Source organism: Novosphingobium sp. BL-A-41-Hi4B-X5A, assembly GCF_055521705.1.
Genome location: NZ_CM145500.1, coordinates 2,844,519 through 2,863,531, shown reverse-complemented (window position 1 = coordinate 2,863,531; position 19,013 = coordinate 2,844,519). Strand labels below are relative to the sequence as shown.

The window sequence follows — 19,013 nt, the reverse complement described above, 5'->3', positions numbered from 1 at the left end:
CCGCTTGCGGGAGGGGAGAGGAATGATCAGGCCAAGCCCTTGCTCGTGCTGGTGCGAGAGGCGTCGCCGACCGAGCTGCCCCCGTCGACATCGAGGATCGCGCCGGTGACGTAGCTGGCGGCAGGGGTCGAGAGGAACACTGCCGCTTCGCCGATTTCGTAGGCCGTGCCCCAGCGCTTCATCGGGATGCGGGCATAGTGTGCCTGCCGGGTGGTCTCGTCCGGCGCGAGGCGGGCCATGCCTTCGGTGTCGGCGATTGGCCCCGGCGAGATACCGTTGACGCGCACGTCCGGCCCCCATTCGATCGCCAGCGTGCGGACAAGCTGGTTGATCCCGGCCTTGGCCGCGCAGGCGTGGGCCTGCATCGCCATGGCCTGTTCCGCCTGCCCCGCGGTTATGGCGATCAGCGAGGCGCCGGGGCCCAGCAGTTCGTGGCAACCGCGGAACACGTTGAACGTGCCGAGGAGGTCAATGTCGACCACGGTCTTGAAGGCATTGGCCGACATGCCGAGGACAGGCGCAAGGAAGTTTCCCGCCGCGCCCGAGATGACGATATCGAGCGCGCCGATTTCATCGCGCACGGACTTCATCGCCTCGCAGATCGCGCCGTAATCGCGCACATCAGCCGCGCGCCATACCGCGTCATGGCCGATCTCGGCGGCAGCATTGGCGGCCTTTTCAGGATTGCGGCCGAGCACTGCCACGCGGGCGCCGAGTTCGGCAAAGCGCTTGGCAATGCCGAGGTTGATGCCACTGGTGCCGCCGGCAATGAATGCGGTCTTGCCGGCAAGAACATCGTCACGGAAGGGGGACTGGGTCATGCGGAAATCCTCACCGGGGGGCCATGCGGATCGCGCCGTCGAGACGGATCGCCTGGCCGTTGAAATAGCTGTTGCGGACCAGTTCCATGGCAAGACTGGCGAACTCCTCGGGCTTGCCGAGGCGCTTGGGGAACGGGACCGAGGCGTTGAGGCTGTCGAGCACCTTGTCGGGCAGGCGGCCGAGCAGCGGCGTCCCGAAGATGCCGGGCATGATGGCGTTGACGCGGATGCCGAGGTCCATCAGGTCGCGCGCCATTGGCAGGACGAGGCCGTTGACCCCGGCCTTGAGCGAACCATAGGCAACCTGCCCCACCTGCGCATCCTGCGCCGCGACCGAGGCGGTAAGAATGATCGTGCCCCGCTCGCCGTCTTCCAGCGGATCGAGGCTGGCCATGCCCAATGCCGAGAGGGAGGCGACCCGGTAGCTGGCGATCAGGATGCCTTGCGCGGCGTATTCGTAGTCCTCGGTGGAGAGCCTTGTGAACTCGCCGGTCTCGCGGTTGCGGCTGACGGTCTTGCCCTTGCGGTGGGTCATCGCACAATGGACGCAGACCCGCTCCTGCCCGTGGGCCGCGCGCGCCTTGGCGAACCCGGCAACGACCGAGTCTTCCGAAGTGATGTCGACCTTGCAGAACAGGCCACCGATGGCCTGTGCGACGGCCTCGCCCTGCTCCTCGTTGACGTCGAAGATCGCGACCTTCACACCCGCCGCTGCCAGAGCTTCGGCTGTCGCGCGGCCGAGCCCGGATGCGCCGCCAGTGACGACGGCGCTGATCGAACCGTCGATGTTCATGCCAGCATGCCTTCAAGGCGCCCGCGGATGATGCTTTCGGCATCGGCGACGATGCGGTCGATCAGCTGCTGACAGGTCGGGATGTCATGGATCAGGCCCTGGACCATGCCGGCCCAGAACACGCCCTTGGTGAGGTCACCGGTTTCGAGCAGCTGCTTGCCGGCGCGGCCATTGACCAGCTCCTGCACGTCCTCGAACCTGGCATCTGGCTTGGACAGGCGACGGACCACTTCCTCCGACACTTCGCTGCGGCCGACGCGCGCGGTGTTCTTGAAGTTGCGGAAGATCAGGAAGCTGCCGCGCTCATCGTTGTTGATATAGGCCTGCTTGACGTTGTCGTGGATCGGCGCCTCGACCGTCGCGCAGAAGCGGGTGCCCATGTTGATGCCCTCCGCCCCGAGCGAAAGCGCCGCGACGAGGCCGCGCCCGTCACCGAAGCCGCCCGAGGCGAGCATCGGGATCTTCACCTTGTCAGCCGCTGCCGGGATCAGGATGAGGCCGGGGATGTCGTCCTCTCCGGGGTGCCCGGCGCATTCGAAACCGTCGATCGAGATGATGTCGCAACCGGCGCGCTCGGCCGAAAGCGCGTGGCGCACGGCGGTGCACTTGTGGAGTATGGTCACGCCATGGGGCTTGAGCATTTCCCAGATCTCGCGGACCGCCTGCGTGCCCGCCGTCTCGACGATCTTCACGCCCCCGTCGATGATCGCCTGGGCATAGGCCTTGTAGTCGGGCGAATTGACGGTCGGGAAGATCGTCATGTTCACGCCGAAGGGCTTCGCGGTCATGCCCTTGGTGCGCTCGATCTCATCACGCAGGGCTTCAGGCGTTGGCTGGGTCAGCGCGGTGATGATGCCGAGGCCGCCGGCGTTGGAGACCGCGGCTGCCAGTTCGGCATAGCCCACGTTCATCATGCCGCCCTGCACGATCGGATGCTCGATCCCGAGCATCTCGGTAATGCGTGTCCTGATCGCCATTCCTGCCTCTCCCAAAGCTGCGTTTAACTGATCGGTTAAACTGACTCAGGGCGGTTGGCAAGCGGGGTCAGAGAATATCGTAGCCCTCGCCAAGCGAGGCGCGCAGCTTGTCGAGCGCCTGCGCCTTCAGCTGGTGCACACGCGGGATGCTGACGCCGAGGACTTCGGCGATTTCGGCAAGGTTCAGCTCCTCGACAAAGTAGAGCTGGATGATCATTTGCAGCCGTTCGGGCAGGTCGGCGATCGCCGAGGCTACTGCACCGCGCATCTCGTCGTCCGCGAGCATGGCGAAGGCATCCGGGCGATCGTCGGCAAAGGCGGCATTGCTGTCGGAATAGGCATCGTCGATCGTTTCGAAACGCAAAGGCTCATCCGCGGCCTTCTGGTCGGCCAGCTCGCGTTCGGTCAGGCCCATGGCGGCGGCGAGTTCGGCGTCGCTGGGCGGGCGGCCGAGATCGTTGGTCAGCGCGGTGGTTCTCTCGCGCAGGAGGCGGCGGCGTTCGGTTGCTGAACGGGAGAGCGGGGTGGAGCGGCGAACGAGGTCGACCATGGCGCCACGCACGCGCAACTTGGCGTAGGCGGCGAAGCCGTCTTCGGTCGGGCCGTCGTGCCGCTGGGCGCATTCTGTCAACGCCACGAGGCCGGCCTGGATGAGGTCCTCGATCTCGATCCCGGCGCGGCCCGAGCCGTGGACGTGCCAGGCAAGGCGCTTCACCAGTGGCAGGAAGCGGCGGATACGGTCGGCGGCCTCGTTCTGCGCATAGGCGCGGGCGGCGGCGAAACCGCGGTGGTCGTGTTTCATGCGGCAAGTCCCTCAGGAATTGGCAGCTCTGGACGGGCAGGTTGCGGCGGCGCCTCGCCTCCGATCACGGAGATGACCTCGATCGGCTGCGAAGGCGGCAGTTCTGAAATCGACATGACCAGGCACCCTGGCGCACGCAGGCGCAACAGCGCGGCGAGCGGGCGGCGGGCGCGGGGCTGGACGATCAGGGCAATGGACGGCGCGGCAGGCCCGCGCTCGGCAATCAGGGTGGAGATGCGCTCGCCGATGCCGCGCGCGAGATCGGGCTCGATCACGGGCTGGCCGGTGGCGGGATCGTGCATTCCGCCAACGATCATCTGTTCGAGCCCGGCTTCCAGCGTGACGACAGGCAGGCACTCGTCCGGGCCGCAGATGCGGCCGACAATCATGGCGCCAAGGTCGGCGCGCAGCAGGTCCACCAGACGGTCGTGGTCGTTCGTCTGCTGCAGCGCTTCGCTCAAGGCCGAGAGGATCGGCAGCGGGTGGGCGATGGAAATGCCATCGTCGAGCAAGGCGTGGAACAGGCGGGTAAGCGCACCAAGCGACATCGGCTGCGGGTGGATCGTCTCGACAAGGCCTGCGGCGCGCTCCTTGACGCCTTCGAGAATGGCCTTGACCTCGTCGGGACCGAGCAGCGCCGATGGGCGGTCGCCCAGAACCTGGTTGAGGTGGGTGGCAACGACGGTGCTGGCATCGACCGTGAGAAAGCCCTCGGCGATGGCCAGATCGCGCTGTGCCGGGTCGATCCAGATGGCGGGGCAGCCGAAGCTGGGATCGCGGGTGGCTTCGCCACGCAAGCCATGGTCGGGACTGGCATCGCCCGCGTCGATGGCGAGGATCTTTTCGGGGCGCATGTCGGCAATGCCGACGGGCACGCCGCCCAGCAGGATACGGTAGGCATTGGCGCCAAGTTCCAGTGAATCCCGCACGCGGAACTGGGGAACGATGAAGCCGAAGGCCTGGCTGAGCTGCTTGCGCACGCCGGTAAGCCTGGCGACCAGCGGCGAGCCACGCCGCTCGTCGACCAGATGGATCAGGCCATAGCCCATCTCGATGGTGACAAGGGTGTGGTCGCTGACCTCGTCGAGCGTGATGCGGTTGGGATCGATCGGCTCGGGCGCAATGACTTCCACCGGGGCGGGACGGTCGGCGCGCTTCTTGAGCGCCCACCACAGCCAACCGGCAAGCGCGGCGGCAGGCAGGAACACGATCTGCGGCATCGCCGGAATCGCACCGATCGCGCCCATGATCACGGCAACGGGAAGCCAGATGGCAGGGTTGGCGAACTGGCCGCCGATCTGGCCGGTCAGGTCGCGGCTGTCGGACACGCGGGTGACGATCACGGCAGCGGCGATCGACAGCAGAAGCGAGGGGACCTGCGCCACCAGCGCATCGCCGATGGCCAGCGTGATGTAGAACTCTGCCGCCTGCGATGCCGTCAGGCCGTGGCTGATCATGCCAAGGCAGAAACCGGCGATGATGTTGACGCCCAGAATCAGCAGGGCGGCGATGGCATCGCCCTTCACGAACTTGGACGAACCGTCCATCGAGCCGTAGAAGTCGGCCTCGGTCGCGACTTCGCGGCGGCGGGCCTTGGCTTCGTCGGCCGTGAGCAGGCCGGCGGCGAGATCGGAGTCGATCGCCATCTGCTTGCCCGGCAAGGCATCAAGGGTGAAGCGCGCGGACACTTCCGAGACGCGGCCCGCGCCCTTGGTGACGACGACCATGTTGATGATCATCAGGATCATGAACACGAATAGGCCGACTGCGAAGTTGCCGCCGATCAGGAACGCACCGAAGGCTTCGATCACATGGCCCGCTGCCGCGCCGCCTTCGTGGCCGTTGACCAGCACGATGCGGGTTGAAGCGACGTTGAGTGCCAGACGCAGCAGCGTGGCGAACAGCAGGACAGAGGGGAACGAGGAGAAATCGAGCGGCTTTTCCGCATTCATCGCCGCCATCAGGATGGCGACCGAAAGCGCCATGTTCAGCACGAAGAACACATCGAGCAGGACGGCCGGAATCGGCACGACCATCAGCACGATCAGCATCAGGATGCCGGCAGGCAGGGCCATCGCGGCGGGGGAGCCGAAGCGCTTCAGCATGGCCTAGAGCCCCATTGCCGAAAGACGGCCATATGCCTGCCGGACATGCGCAGGCGCCGATGCGCCATCGCCGAGGGCAAAGGCCTGCCTGAGCGTATCGGCCATCGAGCTGGCTGCCACCGGCACCGGATTGCCGCTGCTTGCCGCCGCGCTCTGGAATTCGCGGGCGATGGGCCCGCCGGTGAATTGAGGCGCAGGGGAAGCGGCGGGGGTGACGCCCATGCTGGCGGCCCCCATACTGGCGGCCCACTGCAGGGCCTCGTCGCCAGTAGCGCCCTCGCTGGCTGCTGCCATGCGGTTGCGGATGAGCGACATGACGTCGCTGACCGAGCGTGGCGATCCGGAGCGGTCGTAGAAGGTGGAACGATTGGCAGCCGCAGCTGACGGCAACAGCGCCGCGGCAGATTGCGAGGGATCGTTGCCCAGGGCGGTCAGGAAGCGCCCTGCCCCTTCGGCTCCGAAGAAATGGGCAAGGTAAAGCTCGGCATGGTCAGGCTGGCGGCCGAGCACTCCGCTCAGGTAATCGCCATTGTCGCCCGCCAACTCGCCGGCCATCGTGGCGGCAACTTGCGGATCGAAGCGCAGCGCGAGCAATTGGGCACGGGCCGCAGGATCGCTCGCCGCGCCGCTGCGGATCATGTCACTGGCCCAGGCGAGGCCGTGCTCTGCGCCATGCTTTTCGAGCGTGCGCAACCAGGTTCCGGTGGTGAACTGGTACAGCCCCGAAGCACTCGATGTGCGCGAGCGGGCGGACGGATCGAGGCTCGACTCCAGCTTGGCCTGCGCCATGAGATAGGCAAAGTCGGTGCCCGTGGCCTGCGCGGCCCCGGCAATCGCCCCGCGCACGCTGGCCCCGGTTCCGCTGACGGCGGCCGGGGATCCGGGCAAGGCAAAGGTCTCGGCTGAACTCACTGAACTGTCCTTCCGGCCGCGGGTTGGCGGCGTGTCGGAAGGTGTTCAGCAAGGGGCGTGCCAACTTGGCATCACGCCGTGCGAAGGCGGTGGACCTGAGGGCCTGCGCGGTAGAGCGGAGCCGAACCCGAAAGCGCGTCGAGACGGGCCGCGACATTGGCCGCAATCAGGTTGCGGACCTTGCGATTGGCCTCGTTCTGGCGGCGCGCGGCATCGAGCAGGCCGCGGCATTCCTCGTCCACCAAGGCCTGATCGACATCGGCGAGAGTGCCGCACAGGTCCGCCTTGCTCGATGCGCAGCCCATGATCATGTCGAGATCGAGACCGGCAAGTGCATGCCGCTCCTGCTGCAGGACGGCAAGCATCTGCCGAAGCGTCTCGCGAAGGTCCGATGGGCGAGCGACGGAAGAGGTGGCCATTACTGTGCAGTCCTCAGCAGCATGCCGGCCGCGATCATGGCGTCGGCGATCTTGGCGGGGATGATGGGGTACTTGCCGGTCTCGATGGCGTGACGGATGTCCTTTACCCGCTCGGCATCGACCGGCGCAGCCTGCCCTGCATCGAGCGCGGAAGAGCGCTCGACCTGTGCAGCTGCGCTGGCTTCGGCAACGGGCGCGTTGTCGACGACCGGGGTCGCTACTGCAGCCTTGGAGGACTTGGGCGTACTGACCTGCACCGGCCCAACCGGGCGCGATGCACCGATTTCAATAGGTGACATGGTTCCGCTCCTAGCGTTTGATAAAGGCAAGAACGGTGGACTTGCCGATCTCTTAAGGGCGGGAGCGGAAAAATTTTGCCGGTTTGTTAAAAAACGGCTGCGCGCCGGTCAATCGACGGGGACGATGACCAGCCCCGGCCGTTCGATGCGGGCACGGATCGGGGTGGCGCGGGCGCTGGTGCGCACGCGAATCCACGCGCCCAGGGCCCCGGAATCCATCGCCTCGCCCGACTGCGCGACCGAGAAGCCATCACCCGCAACGCTGATCGTCACCGCTTCCCCACGCGCGATTGCCGGTGGGGCGGCAGGGCCTTGCCGGGTATTGCCGGACGTGGCGACGAACAGCCGCCATCCCCCCGCATCGGGGCACTGGACGAGCACGGTATCCTGCCGGTTGCCCTGCCAGTCGAGCGACAAGGGCGAGCGGCAAGCGGCAAGGCGCAGACGGCGGTCAACCGGCAGCGTGGCACCGCCCGGCTCACCGATTCCGGCGCCGGTGAAGGCAGTGACCGCGCGATCGATCGCAACAAGATCGTGGAACGGCGAGGACTGCGCTTGCAGCGGTGATGCGACAGCAGTGACAACAAGGGCTGCGGCGAGAAGGCGGGTCGTGGTCATAAGCGGAATCCAGCTGAGGGTATGCCGCTATTGAGCAATCATCGTGCCAGACTGGGTTGGTCTGGCCGCAGCGGCCGTCTCGCTGCTGTAGACGAGCGCTACGCTGGCACCGGCGCGATCCCCCGGTTCGACAAGGATGCGGGCATCCCTGGCGCGCGGGCCGCCAGCTTCGGCCAGCTGCACCGCCTGGGCCAGCGCGGCGAGACGGGTATCGCCGACATAGCGCACGATCACCCGCACTTCGAGGCGCGGGTCCTGCCCGACCTGGCCGAGCCATGTGCGCAAGGGTGGCGCGCCACTACCGATGCTCCATACCGCCACCGGTTCGCTTTCCGTTGCGGCAGCGATCGGTGGCAAAGGCACCGCGGGCGGTGCGGCCTTGGCATTGTCGCCGGTCTGCGACAGCGCTGAAGCCGTGGCGAGGAACAGGATCAGAGACAAATCGGCCAGCGCGTATTGCCAGCCGGTTCCGGCGCGGACGATCATGGCTCCAGCCTGGCGCGATGATGCGCAATGTGATGCCCAGAGTGATGCCCGGTGTTCTGGGCGGCGTGAGTTGCAACCGGCAGGGCCGGTTCGATCTGGCCGGAGAGCCAGTCGATCACCTCCTGCCGTTGGCGTTCCTCGTCCAGGGAGCGGCGCTCCACCGCACGGGCAAGCGGCGCAAGCACGAGATTGGCCAGCAGCAGGCCATAAAGCGTCGTCAGCACGGCCATCGAGATCGCTCCGCTGAGCGTACCCTGTTCAAGCCCGGTCGCGGGCAGGCGGCTGAGCGAGACCAGCGTGCCGACCATGCCGAACACCGGCCCCAGTTCTGCGGCCTGGGCCAGCGTGCGGACAGCCGCGTTGGCTGCCGTGATCCTTTTGCGGCGATGGTCGTGGTGTCGTTCGATCAGGGCATCGAGCGAACGCGAACGGATGAGCACGTCGGTTACGTCGTCGAACTCGCGGTCGCCGATCGCGCTGGTCCTGGCGCGCAGCAGACCGTCGCTGCGGATTGCCGAAACCTGCGCGGCCAGATCAGCCTTGGCCTGAACCGCAGAGAAGCGCTTTGCGAACAGGCCGGCGATGGCCCGGGCGGTGACCGTCAGCTCGTTCCGGCCCGAGCGCAGCACGGTGGCAAGCGCGGTTCCGGCAAGGACGATCGACAAGGACAGTCCGTCGAAAAGAAAGGCAGGTGGCATGAGCGGAACGTCTCCTGTCACCACAGAACGGCCGCGAGTTCTGGAATTTCAGTCTGTTGCAGTGCGACGGGCGCGATTCTGCCGCCATCCGGCAAGCCCTTGCCGGTCATCGCCTGCCGATATCCCGAAAGGCACGGGTTTCCGGGGCATTCCGGCAATTGGCACACCCTTTGCTGAAACACCGGCAGAGTTTCGACAGCCAGTGAAAGCAAGACCCATGAGCAACTCCCTTTTCGGCATTCACGGCGCGGCGCTGGAACTGCGTTCGCAACGCATGGGCCTGCTGACCTCGAACATCGCCAATGCCGCAACGCCCGGCTTCAAGGCCAAGGACATCGACTTTGCCGCAGCGCTCAAGGCCCGCACCGCAGGCATGAGCGAGGACAAGGCGATCGCCTCGGCCACGCGCTTCCGCGTACCGGTGATGCCCAGCCTCGATGGCAACACGGTGGAGATGGCGACCGAGCAGACCGCCTTTGCCGAAAACGCGGTGGGGTATTCGGCCACGCTCAACTTCCTCAAGGGCCGAGTCGAGACGATCACCCGCGCGATCAAGGGGGAATAAGCCATGGCCGGCAACAATCCCCTCACCCTGTTCCAGGTTACCGGCCGGGCGATGTCGGCGCAGCTCGTGCGGATGAACGCGGCGGCATCGAACCTTGCCAACGCCGGAACCGTGACCACGACCGAGCAGGAGGCCTATCGCCCGTTGCGCCCGGTCTTTGCCGAACAGCTCGATCAGGCCAATGGCCTTTCGACCGTGCGCGTTGCCGCCGTCCAGCGCTCCGACGCCACCCCCATTCGCCAGCACGATCCGGGCCATCCGCTCGCCGATGCCAATGGCGATGTCTGGACCGCCCCGGTCGATGAGAACGCCGAGATGGTCGAGATGCTCGAAAGCTCGCGCCAGTACCAGAACGTGGTCGAGGCGATGCAGACAGCCAAGCAGCTGATGCTTGAAACGATGAGGATGAAATAATGTCGATCGCTTCCGTAACTGCCACCACCGGCGTCAACGGCGCCACCGCTTCGGCCAAAGCTGGTCAAGGCTGGGGCGCGATGGGCGCCGAGGACTTCGTAAAGCTGCTGACCACGCAGCTGCAGAACCAGGACCCGACCGAGCCGGTCGACAACACGCAGATGCTGGCGCAGCTGGCGCAGTTCTCGTCGCTGTCGAACCTAAACGACATCAAGGATTCGCTGAGCGGAACGGGCAAGCAGGCCGACACGCTCGCGGCGATCTCGACCAAGCTCGACACGCTGAACAGCACCGTTGCCAAGCTGCTCGCCAGCCAGCCCACCACCACCTCGCAAGCTTAAGTTCCGCAGGAGACGCGCATGTCCTTCTACACTTCGCTCAACGGCCTCAAGAACGCGCAGACCGATCTTGGCGTGATCAGCCATAACATCGCCAATGCCGAGACCACTGGCTTCAAGAAGAGCCGCACCGAGTTTGCCGACATCGTCGTCGGCAGCGCCTTTACCAACCCCAAGCTGGTCGTCGGCATCGGCGCGGCGGTGGAATCGATCAACCAGAACTTCGCGCTTGGCCCGATCGAGCAGACCGGATCGGCTCTCGACGTTGCGATCAACGGCGATGGCTTCTTCACCACCAAGAACGTCGTGACCGGTCAGACCCTGTTTACCCGCAATGGCAGCCTGACTGTCGATGGGGCAGGATACATCTCCGACGGTTCCGGCAACAGACTGCAGGTCTTCCCGACCGATGCTGCGGGCACGATTACCTCGACCACGCCCGCCGACGCGCTGATCCCCGCCACCAATGGCACCGATGCCAACGGCAACCCGATCGAGTTCGCCGGGATTACCCTGGGCGATGATGGCGCAGTAACCGCCTCCTACGCCGACGGCTCCAACGTGATCATTGGCAAGGTCGCTCTCGCCAGCTTCATCGCGCCCCAAGGGTTGAAGCAGGTCGGCTCTTCCAACTGGGTGACGACCGGCATCTCGGGCGCCCCGACATTCGGCCAGCCAAGCACCGGCCAGTACGGCTCGCTGCTCTCGGGCGCGCTCGAGCGCTCGAACGTCGATATTGCCGAGGAACTGGTCAGCCTGATCACCGCGCAGCGCAATTTCCAGGCGAATGCCAAGGCGATCGATACGGCAACGCAGATCTCGCAGACCGTCATCCAGCTGCAGACCTGATCCACCTGACCTGACCGGAGCCTGATCCATGGACCGCCTGATCTATACCGCCTACTCCGGCATGACCGGATCGACCGTGCGCCAGCGCGTGATCGCCAGCAACATGGCGAATGCGCAGACGATCGGCTTCCGCGCCGAAATGCTCACGGCCACGCCGATGACGCTCAAAGGCCCCAGCCTTGAAGCGCGGGCGATGACCGAAGGCGAAGTGCGCGGATCGTCGATGGCGCAGGGCACGCTGATCGCCACCGGCAAGCCGCTGGACGTGGCGCTGACCGGCGACACGATGCTCGCCCTGCAGGCGGAAGATGGCAGCGAAGCCTATTCGCGCCGCGGGGATCTGGCGGTGAGTGCAGGCGGCGTGCTGGAGAACGGCGACGGGCGCCCGGTCATCGGCGAGAACGGCCCGATCACCGTTCCGCTCGGCTCGAAGGTCACGATTTCCCCCGATGGCGGCGTTTCCGTCGCCAATCCCGAGACGCCCGACCAGCCGCCCCAGCTGGTCGGGCGCATCAAGATCGCCTCGACCACCGGCAGCCGGATCGAGAAGGGACTCGACGGCCTGTTCCGTGTCCCCGGCCAGAACGGCCAGCCTGGCATCCTGCCGCAAGACGAAGAGGCCAGGCTGATGGTCGGCAGCCTCGAACAGTCCAACGTCGATCCCACCCGCGTGCTTGTCGAGATGGTCGAAGCCCAGCGCCTGTTCGACATGCGCACCAAAGTCGTCGCTCAGGCCAAGGAAGTCGACGAATCCAGCGCCTCCCTCATGCGCATTTCCTGATCGCAAAGGTAACCCGATATGCCCAGCTCAGCCCTTCACGTCGCCCGCACCGGTCTCGAGGCACAGGACACGCGGATGCGCGTGATCGCCAACAACCTCGCCAATGTCGGCACCACCGGCTTCAAGCGGGACCGGGCAAACTTCGCGACGCTGGCTTATCAGGACGCGCGCGTGGCCGGGCAGCAGTCCTCGAACGAGACGGCCTATGCCACTGGCCTGAACCTCGGCACCGGCGTTGCCGTGCAGGCGACCACCCGCATCGACAGCCAGGGCACGCTGCAGAGCACGAGCAATGCGCTGGACCTTGCGCTGGATGGCGATGGCTACTTCCAGGTGACGATGCCGGGCGGACAACTCGCCTATACCCGCGCGGGCAACTTCTCGCGCTCGGCCGAAGGCGTGCTGGTGACCGCGCAGGGCTATCCGCTGAACCCGGCGATCACCATTCCCGAGGGCGCAAGCGCCATCACCATTGCCAACGACGGTACCGTATCTGCGACCATTGCCGGCCAGAACGAGCCCGCGCAGCTCGGCCAGATCACCGTTGCCAGCTTCGCCAACCCGGGCGGCCTAAGGTCGATGGGCGACAACTTCCTTCAGGAAACCGCCGCTTCGGGCGCGGCGCAGGTCGGCGTTCCGGGAGAACTGGGACGCGGGAACATTCGCCAGGGCTACCTCGAAGGTTCGAACGTCAACGTGGTCGAGGAGCTGGTCGACATGATCGAATGCCAGCGCGCCTACGAGATCAATTCCAAGATGATCTCGGCCGTCGACGACATGCTCCAGAACGCGAACCAGACGCTGTGACACCGATGCAAACGCCATTCGACCGCCATTTCACCCCCGATCGTTTCAGCAGCCCGCGCCGCCGCCGGACCGCCGTCCGCGCCCTGCTGGCCGGCTCGCTGGTCGCCGCCGCGGTGGTGTTCGGCATGGACCCGGCCTCTGCCGCCAAGCCCAAGAAGGGCTTCGAGCCGGTGGTTGCACCGCCGCTGCCGGTCCAGACCGCGGCGCCGACTGCGGGCTCGATCTTCAACGTCAGCACCGGCTACACCGGCTTTGTCGAAGGACGCCGCGCCCATGCGGTGGGCGATCTTGTCACCGTCATGCTCGTAGAGAACATGACCAGCGCCAAGACCGCCGGCGCCAAGACGCAGAAGAACGGGCAGTTCTCTGTCACCCCGCCAACCACCGGCCCGCTGTCGTTCATCAAGCCCAGTGCCCTTAATGCTTCGGGCGGATCGTCGTTCAATGGTCAGGGCAATGCCTCGCAGACGAGCACGCTCGCCGGCGAGGTTGCGGTGACGATCGCGGAAGTGAGGTCCAACGGCACGGCACTGGTGCGCGGTGAAAAGCGCATGATGCTGAGCCAGGGACAGGAATGGGTACAGTTTTCAGGCATCGTGCGCCTTGGCGACATCGATCAGGAAAACCGCATTCTTTCCAGCCAGGTTGCGGATGCGCGGGTCGAATATACCGGCAATGGATCGGTCGGCCGGGCAAGCCGCGAGGGCTGGCTCTCGAAGTTCTTCAACGCGATTTCGCCCTTCTGAAGGTTGATGCAATGCTGGTCCGGTTCATCCTTCCTGTTCTTGCAGCCTTCGCGGCGGCCCTGCCCGTGCCCGCCATGGCCGAGCGCGTGCGCGACCTTGGCGAGTTCCAGGGCGTCCGCGCCAACCAGCTTACTGGCTATGGCGTGGTCGTTGGCCTTGCCGGGACGGGCGATGACAATCTCGAATACCTTACGCAGGCGATGAAAGGCACCGCAGGCCGTCTTGGCGTGCAGCTGCCGCCCGGTATCTCGCCCGGGCTCAAGAACGCTGCCGCCGTGCTGGTCACTGCCGAACTGCCCGCCTTCGCCAAGCCGGGCCAGCGCATCGACGTGACCGTCTCGACCATTGGCAAGGCGAAGTCCTTGCGCGGCGGGGCGCTGATCCTTGCGCCGCTCTATGGTGCCGACGGCCAGATCTACGCGATGGCGCAAGGCAATCTTGCCGTCGGCGGCCTCGGCATTGCCGCGCGCGATGGTTCGCAGTTGACCGTGAACGTGCCGACCGTGGGCCGCATTGCCGAAGGGGCCAGCGTCGAACGCGCTGTCGCCACCGGGTTCGACAGCGGCGAAGTGCTGCGCTGGAACCTCTTCGACGCCGATTTCATGACCGCCCAGCGCGTTCGCGATGCGATCAATGCCCGATTTCCGCAGTCCGCAACGATCGAGGATGGCGTGACGCTTGCACTGCGCCTGCCCGCCGGAGCCGACAGCCGCGCAACAACGATGGCGGCGATCGAGATGCTCGACGTGACGCCTGCCGAAACGGCGGCCAAGGTCATCGTCAACAGCCGCACCGGCACCGTGGTCATCAACAGTGCCGTGCGCCTTTCGCCCGCCGCGATCAGCCACGGCAAGCTGGTGGTGAAGATCGACGAAAAGCCGCAGGTTTCCCAGCCCGCTCCGTTCAGCCGCGGCCAGACGGCCGTGGTCCCCAACAGCCAGATCGACGCGGTCGAGAAGGAAGCCAAGGTCGCCCTGTTCAAGCCGGGCGCATCGCTTTCCTCGCTGGTCGATGCGCTCAACAAGCTCGGCACCAGCCCTTCGGACCTCGTCGCAATCCTCGAAGCGCTCAAGCAAGCGGGCGCGCTCAAGGCGGAGATGGTGGTGATATGACCGGGATTTCCGCATCTGCCGCCAACCTGTCGCTCACGCCCAAGGTACAGACCGAGCGCGAGAAGCTCTCGGGCGCGGCCAGGCAGTTCGAAGCCATCTTCGTCCGCCAGATGCTGTCCGCCGCGCGCGCCAGCAACTTCGGGGACGACGACGTTTTCGGGAAGATGGACCAGACTTTCGTGCAGATGCGCGACGACCGCTTTGCCGAAATCGCCTCGCAGACCGGCGCATTGGGCTTTGCCAGGCAGATCGAGAACCACCTTGCCGCGCTCCTGCCCAAGGATACGACGCCGGAGGGAGGCGCATAAGCCATGGCATCCGATCTTCTCTCGATCGCCCGCAGCGGCGTCCAGGCCGCCCGCATCGGCCTCGACATTACCGCACAGAACATCGCCAACGCATCGTCCAGCGGCTATGTCCGGCGCTCGGCCGCGTTCAGCGAAGTGGCTTCGACCGGCGGGGCCTATCGAATTGGCGACCTTTCCCTTTCGGGCGTGCGGCTCGACGGCATTGTCCGCAACGCCGATGCCTTCCGCCAGGCCGAAGTGCGCCGCACCGGCTCTGACGTGGCGCGGGCCAGTGCGGAAGCTTCGGGCCTTCAGAACATCGAAGCCGCAATCGAGCAATCTGGCGTGTTCGATGCCATCGTCGGCTTCGAATCCTCGCTCCAGCAGCTGGCCCAGAACCCGACTGACACTTCGCTGCGCGCCTCGGTGATCGAGAAGGCGCGGACCATGGCCGGGACGTTCCAGATCGCCGCGCAGGAGATGGACGCCGCTGCCGACGGCCTGCGGTTCCTTGCCACCGACGGCGTGACGCAAGTGAACCGCATTGCGCAGGAACTGGCGCGGACCAACACCCGCCTCGCCCGCGCCTCCGACGCCAGCAGCGACAAGACCGCGCTGCTCGACCAGCGCGACAAGCTGCTCGAGGAACTGAGCGGCTATGCCAACATCTCGACCGATTTTTCAGCCGACGGGCAGGTTGCGATCAAGATCGGCGGCAGCGCCGGCACCGATCTGGTGACCGGCAACACCGCCGCTACCCTGGGCATGACCACATCTCCAACTGACGGCACCATCAGCTTTACTGTCGGCAGCACGCCGCTGACTCTCGCTGGCGGATCGCTGGCAGGACAGCAACTCGCGCTGGCCAAGGGCGCACAGCTCAAGACCGATATCGACACGCTTGCCGGTGACATCGTCAATGCCTTCAACACCGCCCAGACCGGGGGCCGCGATCTCGACGGCGCATTGGGCGCCGCGATCTTTTCGGGGACGAGCGCGGCAACGATGGCACTCGCCGTCGAGGACGGCCGCAAGATTGCCACCGCTCCTGCAAGTGTGACGACGCCCGGCAGCCGCGATGCGACGAACCTTGCCGCGATCCGCACGGCACTGGCGGGCGTGAACCCGTCGGGCACGATGGATGCGATCCTATTCGACGTTTCAGGCACGCTGGCGGGACGCAATGTCACGTTGGGAGCGCTTCAGACGATTGCCGACACCGCAAAGGTTGCCCTTTCCGCGCAATCGGGCGTCGATCTCGATCAGGAAGCGGTCAACCTAGTAAGATTCCAGCAGGCCTTTCAGGCGTCCGGCAAGGTCATGCAGGTATCATCCGACATCTTCAACGCACTCCTGCAAATCGGGTAAGCGCCAATGAGCACGATCTTCGGCACATCGACCAGCGCGTTCTTCGAACGATCTGTCATGGACCTCACCGCCCTGCGCAAGCAGGCAGAGGAGACGCAGGCCGAAATGTCGACGGGAGAGCGCCTGCAGCGGTCCTCCGACGATCCGGTTGCCGCCTCGCGCCTGCGCCAGTTGGCCCGGGCCGATGTGTTCGACGAAATCGACACCGCCGCCACCAACCGCGCGACCGGTGACCTCACGCTCACCGACAGCGCGCTTTCGCAGTTCGCCAATCTGGTCATCCGGCTGCAGGAGCTGGCCACGCAGGCGGGTTCGACCACCGTCAACGCCAGCCAGCGCGCCGGGATCGGCGAGGAAGTGGCGCAGATCCACGGCAATCTCGTGGCCCTTGCCAACACGCGCGATGCCAATGGCAACGCCCTGTTCGGCGGTGAGAGTGCCGCCGAAGCCTACACGCTGGATGCAGCGGGCAACGCGACCTACGCGGGCACCAACGCGCCCGGGACGATTTCACTGGGCGGAGGCCAGTCGGTTCAGCGCGGGGTAATCGGCCCGGATTTCCTGCAATTCCAGTCCGGCGGCGCCACTGTCGATCTGCTGGCGCTGACCAAGACCCTGGCAGACGACCTGAAATCCGGGACCGGCGGCATAACCCCGGCGCAAACCGCGCTTGCCGCGCTGGGCGATGGCCTCAACTCCATCACGACGGCGCAGACTGTGGTCGGTTCGCGCCTGAACTGGATTGACCTCAACACCGACCGTCGCGCCTCACTTTCCGAGATGCGCACCACCGAGAAGACCGAAGTCGGCGGGGCAGACCTCACCGAATCCATCGCCCGCCTGCAGAACACCATGCTGGTGCTGCAGGCCAGCCAGGCCAGCTTTTCGCGGCTCGCCAATCTTTCGCTGTTCAGCGTGCTGAACTGAGCGCGCAAGCTCACCGGGAACCTGTTTCATGTTCGTGATCGTTGGCATCGTTATCCTGCTCGCCATGGTTTTCGGCGGCTTCGCCATCACCGGCGGTGACCTTGGCCCGGTCCTGCATGCGCTTCCCCACGAAATGCTGATCATCGGCGGCGCGGCAGTGGGCGCAATCGTGACTGGCAACTCGATGCATGAGCTGAAAGGCATCGGCGGCGGGTTCGCCAAGAGCTTCAAGGGGCCCAAGCACAACAAGCAGGATCACATCGACGTGATCGTGCTGTGCACCAAGCTGATGAAGATCCTGCGCAGCGATGGCCCGGTTGCGCTCGAAAGCCACGTGACCGACCCAAAGAACTCGCCGATCTTCGCCGAGTATCCGCGCCTGCTGGCCAACGGTGCACTCACTTCCCTGATCTGCGACACACTGACCTTGATCGTGGTCTCTTCAGGCACGCTGGAAGTGCATGCCGTGGAAGAGGTGATGGATCACGCGATGAAGACCCATTTCCACGAGGAGCACGAAGCCCAGCACGCCATCCAGGGCCTTGCAGACGCGCTCCCGGCGCTCGGCATCGTCGCGGCGGTCCTTGGCGTGGTGAAGACGATGGGGTCGATCGACAAGCCGCCATCGATCCTCGGTGCGATGATCGGTTCGGCACTCGTCGGCACATTTCTCGGCATCCTGCTCGCCTATGGCATGGTCGGCCCGATCGCAGGGCGGCTCAAGCAGGTGCTCGAGCAGGACGAGATGATCTTCCAGGCTGTGAAGCAGGTGATCATCGCAAGCCTTCATGGCTGGCCGCAGCCTTTGGTGGTCGAGAGCGCACGCTCGGGGCTGGGCCATGCCTTCCGCCCCGGCCTATCGGAACTGCTCGACTCGCTGCGCGGCAGATAAGCCATGGCCAAGGCACCGGCCAAGGGCAAGAACGAGCCGCCCAAACCGATCATCGTCAAGAAGATCACCATCGTGGCCGGCGGGCACCACGGCGGCGCCTGGAAGGTGGCCTATGCCGACTTCGTGACCGCCATGATGGCGTTCTTCCTGCTGATGTGGCTGCTGGGCGCGACGACCGAGAAGCAGCGCAAGGGCATTGCCGACTACTTCACGCCGACACTCGTCAAGGTGCGACAGGGCAGCGCCGGCGGCTATGGCGTGCTGGGAGGTTCATCGCTGACGGATGTGGACGACTATCCGCACCGCGCCGGGCAGACCGGCAACAAGACGCTTTCCATTCCCCGCGATGCCTCCGGCGGCCCAAAGGAAGGTGGCAGCAAGATCAAACGCAGCCAGGTGATGAAGGAACGCATCGCCCAGAAGCTTGCGCAATCCGAAAAGCTCAAGAAGCTGGCCCGACAGGTCCGCATGACCGAAACGCCCGAAGGCGTCCGTCTGGATCTGGTAGACGATGCGGACTTCTCGATGTTCCTGCTGGGCACCACCGTGCTGACGCCTGACGCTGCCGAACTTCTCCGCGCGATCGGCCAGGCCATTGCGCCCGACCCGACCCAGCTGACCATTCGCGGCCACACGGATTCCTTGCCGTGGAAGAACGGTGTCGCCAACAACTGGTCACTGTCGGCCGGCCGCGCCGAGACGACGCGCCAGACGCTGATGCGCCAAGGCATCGCCGAACCGCGCTTTCGCCGGATCGAGGGCGTGGCCGACCGCGAGCCGCTGGTGCAGAACAACCCGGCCGACCCGCGCAATCGGCGCATGTCGATCCTGATCACTGGATGAACATCCTTTGCGCTTCGTTAAGCAATAAAATGACATTCACCTGAAATAATGGTGAAAGTTCCGGTTGCATGTGTAACCGGATCACTGCAGCTTCCGATCATTGCGGGGTGCGTCGGGCTCAAGCCACGAACCGCAACACGTAGGGACAGGGAGC

General features: G+C 65.5%; 24 protein-coding genes. 13 read left to right on the top strand and 11 right to left on the bottom strand.

What is annotated here, in order from left to right; genetic code table 11:
• Positions 1-26: 26 nt before the first annotated feature.
• From ACZ1JY_RS13890 to ACZ1JY_RS13840, 11 genes are all read right to left on the bottom strand, one after another.
• Positions 27-821, bottom strand: coding sequence for an SDR family oxidoreductase (locus ACZ1JY_RS13890; protein ID WP_168902925.1), 795 nt, complete (start codon positions 819-821; stop codon positions 27-29).
• A gap of 10 nt (positions 822-831) precedes the next feature.
• Complete coding sequence (locus tag ACZ1JY_RS13885; protein ID WP_465129675.1) at positions 832-1,614, bottom strand: SDR family oxidoreductase; 783 nt, start codon at positions 1,612-1,614, stop codon at positions 832-834.
• Complete coding sequence (locus tag ACZ1JY_RS13880; protein WP_465129674.1) at positions 1,611-2,591, bottom strand: NAD(P)H-dependent flavin oxidoreductase; 981 nt, start codon at positions 2,589-2,591, stop codon at positions 1,611-1,613. Before ACZ1JY_RS13880 ends, ACZ1JY_RS13885 begins: the two co-directional genes overlap by 4 nt.
• 67 nt (positions 2,592-2,658) lie before the next feature.
• The gene (locus ACZ1JY_RS13875) at positions 2,659-3,393 is read right to left on the bottom strand and encodes a sigma-70 family RNA polymerase sigma factor (RefSeq protein WP_465129673.1); all 735 of its coding nucleotides are present in this window, start codon (positions 3,391-3,393) and stop codon (positions 2,659-2,661) included.
• Positions 3,390-5,498: a flagellar biosynthesis protein FlhA gene (locus tag ACZ1JY_RS13870; RefSeq protein ID WP_465129672.1), complete on the bottom strand. Its 2,109-nt coding sequence runs from the start codon at positions 5,496-5,498 to the stop codon at positions 3,390-3,392. Before ACZ1JY_RS13870 ends, ACZ1JY_RS13875 begins: the two co-directional genes overlap by 4 nt.
• A 3-nt stretch (positions 5,499-5,501) precedes the next feature.
• Positions 5,502-6,410 (bottom strand): lytic transglycosylase domain-containing protein, encoded by a 909-nt coding sequence (locus ACZ1JY_RS13865; protein WP_465129671.1) that lies wholly within the window; start codon positions 6,408-6,410, stop codon positions 5,502-5,504.
• Between the two features lie 71 nt (positions 6,411-6,481).
• Complete coding sequence (locus ACZ1JY_RS13860; RefSeq protein ID WP_465129670.1) at positions 6,482-6,829, bottom strand: flagellar protein FlgN; 348 nt, start codon at positions 6,827-6,829, stop codon at positions 6,482-6,484.
• On the bottom strand, positions 6,829-7,128 hold the full coding sequence (gene flgM / locus ACZ1JY_RS13855) for a flagellar biosynthesis anti-sigma factor FlgM (protein ID WP_465129669.1): 300 nt from the start codon (positions 7,126-7,128) through the stop codon (positions 6,829-6,831). The genes ACZ1JY_RS13860 and flgM overlap by 1 nt, the downstream gene beginning before the upstream one ends.
• 108 nt (positions 7,129-7,236) lie before the next feature.
• Positions 7,237-7,746, bottom strand: coding sequence for a flagella basal body P-ring formation protein FlgA (locus ACZ1JY_RS13850; protein WP_465129668.1), 510 nt, complete (start codon positions 7,744-7,746; stop codon positions 7,237-7,239).
• A gap of 27 nt (positions 7,747-7,773) precedes the next feature.
• Positions 7,774-8,232 (bottom strand): hypothetical protein, encoded by a 459-nt coding sequence (locus ACZ1JY_RS13845; RefSeq protein ID WP_465129667.1) that lies wholly within the window; start codon positions 8,230-8,232, stop codon positions 7,774-7,776.
• Positions 8,229-8,930: a MotA/TolQ/ExbB proton channel family protein gene (locus tag ACZ1JY_RS13840; protein WP_465129666.1), complete on the bottom strand. Its 702-nt coding sequence runs from the start codon at positions 8,928-8,930 to the stop codon at positions 8,229-8,231. Before ACZ1JY_RS13840 ends, ACZ1JY_RS13845 begins: the two co-directional genes overlap by 4 nt.
• A 217-nt stretch (positions 8,931-9,147) precedes the next feature.
• Between ACZ1JY_RS13840 and flgB the strand changes: the two genes are divergently transcribed.
• The 13 genes from flgB to ACZ1JY_RS13775 are packed head-to-tail and all read left to right on the top strand — an operon-like array spanning position 9,148 to position 18,859.
• Positions 9,148-9,495: a flagellar basal body rod protein FlgB gene (gene flgB, locus ACZ1JY_RS13835; protein ID WP_062345831.1), complete on the top strand. Its 348-nt coding sequence runs from the start codon at positions 9,148-9,150 to the stop codon at positions 9,493-9,495.
• 3 nt (positions 9,496-9,498) lie between these two features.
• Entirely contained in the window at positions 9,499-9,909 is a 411-nt protein-coding gene (flgC, locus tag ACZ1JY_RS13830) for a flagellar basal body rod protein FlgC (protein WP_118072373.1), read from the top strand.
• Complete coding sequence (locus ACZ1JY_RS13825) at positions 9,909-10,250, top strand: flagellar hook assembly protein FlgD (RefSeq protein ID WP_118072374.1); 342 nt, start codon at positions 9,909-9,911, stop codon at positions 10,248-10,250. Before flgC ends, ACZ1JY_RS13825 begins: the two co-directional genes overlap by 1 nt.
• A gap of 18 nt (positions 10,251-10,268) precedes the next feature.
• Complete coding sequence (locus ACZ1JY_RS13820; RefSeq protein ID WP_118072375.1) at positions 10,269-11,096, top strand: flagellar hook-basal body complex protein; 828 nt, start codon at positions 10,269-10,271, stop codon at positions 11,094-11,096.
• Between the two features lie 28 nt (positions 11,097-11,124).
• Complete coding sequence (locus tag ACZ1JY_RS13815) at positions 11,125-11,877, top strand: flagellar basal body rod protein FlgF (RefSeq protein ID WP_168902931.1); 753 nt, start codon at positions 11,125-11,127, stop codon at positions 11,875-11,877.
• 18 nt (positions 11,878-11,895) lie between these two features.
• Positions 11,896-12,684: a flagellar basal-body rod protein FlgG gene (gene flgG, locus ACZ1JY_RS13810; protein WP_039336161.1), complete on the top strand. Its 789-nt coding sequence runs from the start codon at positions 11,896-11,898 to the stop codon at positions 12,682-12,684.
• A gap of 5 nt (positions 12,685-12,689) precedes the next feature.
• Positions 12,690-13,430, top strand: a complete 741-nt coding sequence (locus tag ACZ1JY_RS13805) for a flagellar basal body L-ring protein FlgH (protein ID WP_465129665.1) — start codon at positions 12,690-12,692, stop codon at positions 13,428-13,430.
• A gap of 11 nt (positions 13,431-13,441) precedes the next feature.
• A complete protein-coding gene (locus ACZ1JY_RS13800) occupies positions 13,442-14,542 on the top strand; it encodes a flagellar basal body P-ring protein FlgI (RefSeq protein WP_168902934.1) in 1,101 nt (366 codons plus the stop codon).
• The gene (locus ACZ1JY_RS13795) at positions 14,539-14,850 is read left to right on the top strand and encodes a flagellar biosynthesis protein FlgJ (protein WP_118072378.1); all 312 of its coding nucleotides are present in this window, start codon (positions 14,539-14,541) and stop codon (positions 14,848-14,850) included. The genes ACZ1JY_RS13800 and ACZ1JY_RS13795 overlap by 4 nt, the downstream gene beginning before the upstream one ends.
• 3 nt (positions 14,851-14,853) lie before the next feature.
• Positions 14,854-16,197, top strand: a complete 1,344-nt coding sequence (gene flgK / locus ACZ1JY_RS13790; protein ID WP_465129664.1) for a flagellar hook-associated protein FlgK — start codon at positions 14,854-14,856, stop codon at positions 16,195-16,197.
• 6 nt (positions 16,198-16,203) lie between these two features.
• Entirely contained in the window at positions 16,204-17,124 is a 921-nt protein-coding gene (locus tag ACZ1JY_RS13785; RefSeq protein ID WP_118072380.1) for a flagellin N-terminal helical domain-containing protein, read from the top strand.
• 28 nt (positions 17,125-17,152) lie between these two features.
• On the top strand, positions 17,153-18,016 hold the full coding sequence (motA, locus tag ACZ1JY_RS13780; RefSeq protein ID WP_118072381.1) for a flagellar motor stator protein MotA: 864 nt from the start codon (positions 17,153-17,155) through the stop codon (positions 18,014-18,016).
• A 3-nt stretch (positions 18,017-18,019) separates the two neighbouring features.
• Positions 18,020-18,859, top strand: coding sequence for a flagellar motor protein MotB (locus ACZ1JY_RS13775; protein WP_168902938.1), 840 nt, complete (start codon positions 18,020-18,022; stop codon positions 18,857-18,859).
• Positions 18,860-19,013: the final 154 nt, after the last annotated feature.

Bases quoted from the DNA above. Each gene is read 5' to 3' on its own strand.
- ACZ1JY_RS13880 (WP_465129674.1), bottom strand. From the start codon at position 2,591: ATGGCGATCAGGACACGCATTACCGAGATGCTCGGGATCGAGCATCCG.
- ACZ1JY_RS13775 (WP_168902938.1), top strand. From the start codon at position 18,020: ATGGCCAAGGCACCGGCCAAGGGCAAGAACGAGCCGCCCAAACCGATC.
- ACZ1JY_RS13795 (WP_118072378.1), top strand. From the start codon at position 14,539: ATGACCGGGATTTCCGCATCTGCCGCCAACCTGTCGCTCACGCCCAAG.
- ACZ1JY_RS13845 (WP_465129667.1), bottom strand. From the start codon at position 8,232: ATGATCGTCCGCGCCGGAACCGGCTGGCAATACGCGCTGGCCGATTTG.
- ACZ1JY_RS13785 (WP_118072380.1), top strand. From the start codon at position 16,204: ATGAGCACGATCTTCGGCACATCGACCAGCGCGTTCTTCGAACGATCT.
- ACZ1JY_RS13870 (WP_465129672.1), bottom strand. From the start codon at position 5,498: ATGCTGAAGCGCTTCGGCTCCCCCGCCGCGATGGCCCTGCCTGCCGGC.
- flgK (WP_465129664.1), top strand. From the start codon at position 14,854: ATGGCATCCGATCTTCTCTCGATCGCCCGCAGCGGCGTCCAGGCCGCC.
- ACZ1JY_RS13840 (WP_465129666.1), bottom strand. From the start codon at position 8,930: ATGCCACCTGCCTTTCTTTTCGACGGACTGTCCTTGTCGATCGTCCTT.
- ACZ1JY_RS13875 (WP_465129673.1), bottom strand. From the start codon at position 3,393: ATGAAACACGACCACCGCGGTTTCGCCGCCGCCCGCGCCTATGCGCAG.
- ACZ1JY_RS13885 (WP_465129675.1), bottom strand. From the start codon at position 1,614: ATGAACATCGACGGTTCGATCAGCGCCGTCGTCACTGGCGGCGCATCC.
- ACZ1JY_RS13850 (WP_465129668.1), bottom strand. From the start codon at position 7,746: ATGACCACGACCCGCCTTCTCGCCGCAGCCCTTGTTGTCACTGCTGTC.
- ACZ1JY_RS13860 (WP_465129670.1), bottom strand. From the start codon at position 6,829: ATGGCCACCTCTTCCGTCGCTCGCCCATCGGACCTTCGCGAGACGCTT.
- flgB (WP_062345831.1), top strand. From the start codon at position 9,148: ATGAGCAACTCCCTTTTCGGCATTCACGGCGCGGCGCTGGAACTGCGT.
- flgC (WP_118072373.1), top strand. From the start codon at position 9,499: ATGGCCGGCAACAATCCCCTCACCCTGTTCCAGGTTACCGGCCGGGCG.
- flgM (WP_465129669.1), bottom strand. From the start codon at position 7,128: ATGTCACCTATTGAAATCGGTGCATCGCGCCCGGTTGGGCCGGTGCAG.
- ACZ1JY_RS13815 (WP_168902931.1), top strand. From the start codon at position 11,125: ATGGACCGCCTGATCTATACCGCCTACTCCGGCATGACCGGATCGACC.
- ACZ1JY_RS13825 (WP_118072374.1), top strand. From the start codon at position 9,909: ATGTCGATCGCTTCCGTAACTGCCACCACCGGCGTCAACGGCGCCACC.
- ACZ1JY_RS13820 (WP_118072375.1), top strand. From the start codon at position 10,269: ATGTCCTTCTACACTTCGCTCAACGGCCTCAAGAACGCGCAGACCGAT.
- ACZ1JY_RS13890 (WP_168902925.1), bottom strand. From the start codon at position 821: ATGACCCAGTCCCCCTTCCGTGACGATGTTCTTGCCGGCAAGACCGCA.
- ACZ1JY_RS13800 (WP_168902934.1), top strand. From the start codon at position 13,442: ATGCTGGTCCGGTTCATCCTTCCTGTTCTTGCAGCCTTCGCGGCGGCC.
- flgG (WP_039336161.1), top strand. From the start codon at position 11,896: ATGCCCAGCTCAGCCCTTCACGTCGCCCGCACCGGTCTCGAGGCACAG.
- motA (WP_118072381.1), top strand. From the start codon at position 17,153: ATGTTCGTGATCGTTGGCATCGTTATCCTGCTCGCCATGGTTTTCGGC.
- ACZ1JY_RS13805 (WP_465129665.1), top strand. From the start codon at position 12,690: ATGCAAACGCCATTCGACCGCCATTTCACCCCCGATCGTTTCAGCAGC.